Origin of the sequence: Christiangramia sp., assembly GCF_029937855.1 — a bacterium.
GTDB lineage: Bacteria > Bacteroidota > Bacteroidia > Flavobacteriales > Flavobacteriaceae > Christiangramia.
This window is the reverse complement of the sequence record NZ_JAPYPC010000072.1, coordinates 318-2,372: the sequence shown is the minus strand read 5'-3', so window position 1 is coordinate 2,372 and position 2,055 is coordinate 318. Positions and strand designations below refer to the sequence as shown.

Sequence of the window (2,055 nt, the reverse complement as noted above, 5' to 3'; positions counted from 1 at the left end):
TCAACGGAAAGACTTCCATCTTCATTTAGAATCACTCCCGGAGGAAGATTACCATTTGTTACTTCAGTATTTACAATTTGGCCATCAGCATCAGAAACTGTTGCGAGTACCTCATTATTTTCATATTGATTGATCGGCTTAGCATCAGCAATCGTATAGATTGCTTCGGAATCAGAATCTGCCCCAAAACTAAGTACAATGGTCTGACTTGTAATCCCACCATTCTCATCAGTAGTAGTGATCTCGAAACTATAATCACCGGCTTCCAATAGATCAGCATTTTCAACTGAAAGACTTCCATCAGCATTTAAAGTAACACCTGCCGGAAGAGATCCGTCGGTCAGTACTGCATTTACAATGTCTCCATCAGCATCAGAAACTGTTGCCAGTACATCCTCATTGTCATATTCGTTGATCGGCTTAGCATCAGCAATCGTATAGATCGCTTCGGAATCAGAATCTGCTCCGAAACTCAAGACAATAGTCTGACTTGTAATTCCACCATTCTCATCAGTAGTAGTGATCTCAAAACTATAATCACCGGCTTCCAATAGATCAGCATTTTCAACTGAAAGACTTCCATCAGCGTTTAAAGTAACACCTGCCGGAAGTGAGCCGTCGGTGATTTCTGCATTTACAATGTTTCCATCAGCATCAGATACGGTAGCCAGTATATCCTCATTTTCGTATTCATTGATCGGTTTGGCATCAGCGATGGTATAGATCGCATCGACATCAGAATCGGCCCCAAAACTCAAGACAATAGTCTGAACAGTAATTCCACCATTCTCATCGGTAGTGGTGATCTCAAAACTATAATCTCCGGCTTCCAATAGATCAGCATTTTCAACTGAAAGGCTTCCATCAGCATTTAAAGTAACGCCAGTCGGAAGTGAGCCGTCGGTGAGTGCTGCATTAACAATGTTTCCATCAGCATCAGAAACCGTTGCCAGTATTTCCTCATTGTCATATTCATTGATCGGCTTAGCATCAGCGATGGTATAGATCGCTTCATCGTCTATAGCGTCTACTGTTATAGTCACCGTTCCGGTGTTGCCTTCTGAATTGGTATAAGTGAAAGAATCTGTACCGTTGAAGTTTTCTTCAGGAGTATATTTAACCGTGCCATCTTCATTGATGCTTACTACGCCAATGGTTGGCTGAGTCACGCTGGTTACCGGGGATTTATCATCCACATCGGTATCATTGGCGAGTACATTGATATCAACCGCAGTATCCTCATTTGTTGAAGGATTGTCATCATTTATTGTAGTAGGTTCGTCAAAGTTCTCTACACTCACACTCCATGATTCGGAATCGGTATTCCCGTCACTATCGGTCGCTACCAGGGTTACTTCATAGACATTATCGGTATTGGCATCGGTAGGGTTCTCAAAATCCTTTTCGGTCATAGTGACCACCCCGGTATCTTCATTGACCTCGAACAGGGCAGCATCAGCCCCGGTGATGGTATAGGTTACACTTCCAACAGGAGCATCACCTGATAAACTCGGAGCAGGCCCGGTATAGGCGCTGTTCTCATTTACGGTAGTATCTCCAATAGCATCGATAGTAAAGTCAGCTGCTTCCGTCTGATCGGTCACACTTACGCTCCAGGATTCAGAATCTTTATTTCCGTCACTATCGGTTGCAGTAATGGTTACTTCATATACATTATCGGTATCGGCATCCACCGGAGACTCAAAATCTCTGGCGACCATGCTTACTACCCCGGTGCTGGTGTTGATGGTAAAGTCATCAGCATCATCACCACTCAGGCTATAGGTTACAGTTCCAATCGGACCTCCGGTAATGGATGGGGTCTCACTGGTATAGGTGCTATTCTCTGCTATATTAGCATCGGCAATCGGATCAATGCTAAAGCTTACTGCTTCAGCAACATTTTCAACCGTGACACTCCATGCTTCAGCATCAGTATTCCCGTCACTATCGGTAGCTACCAGGGTTACTTCATAGATATTATCGGAATTGGCATCGGCAGGGTTCTCAAAATCCTTTTCGGTCATAGTGACCACCCCGGTATCTTCATTGACC

General features: G+C 44.0%; 1 protein-coding gene. It reads right to left on the bottom strand.

The window, feature by feature from the left end; genetic code table 11:
• Positions 1-2,055, bottom strand: a 2,055-nt coding sequence (locus Q1K34_RS17925) for an Ig-like domain-containing protein (protein WP_300442104.1), incomplete at both ends; no start/stop codon positions are given.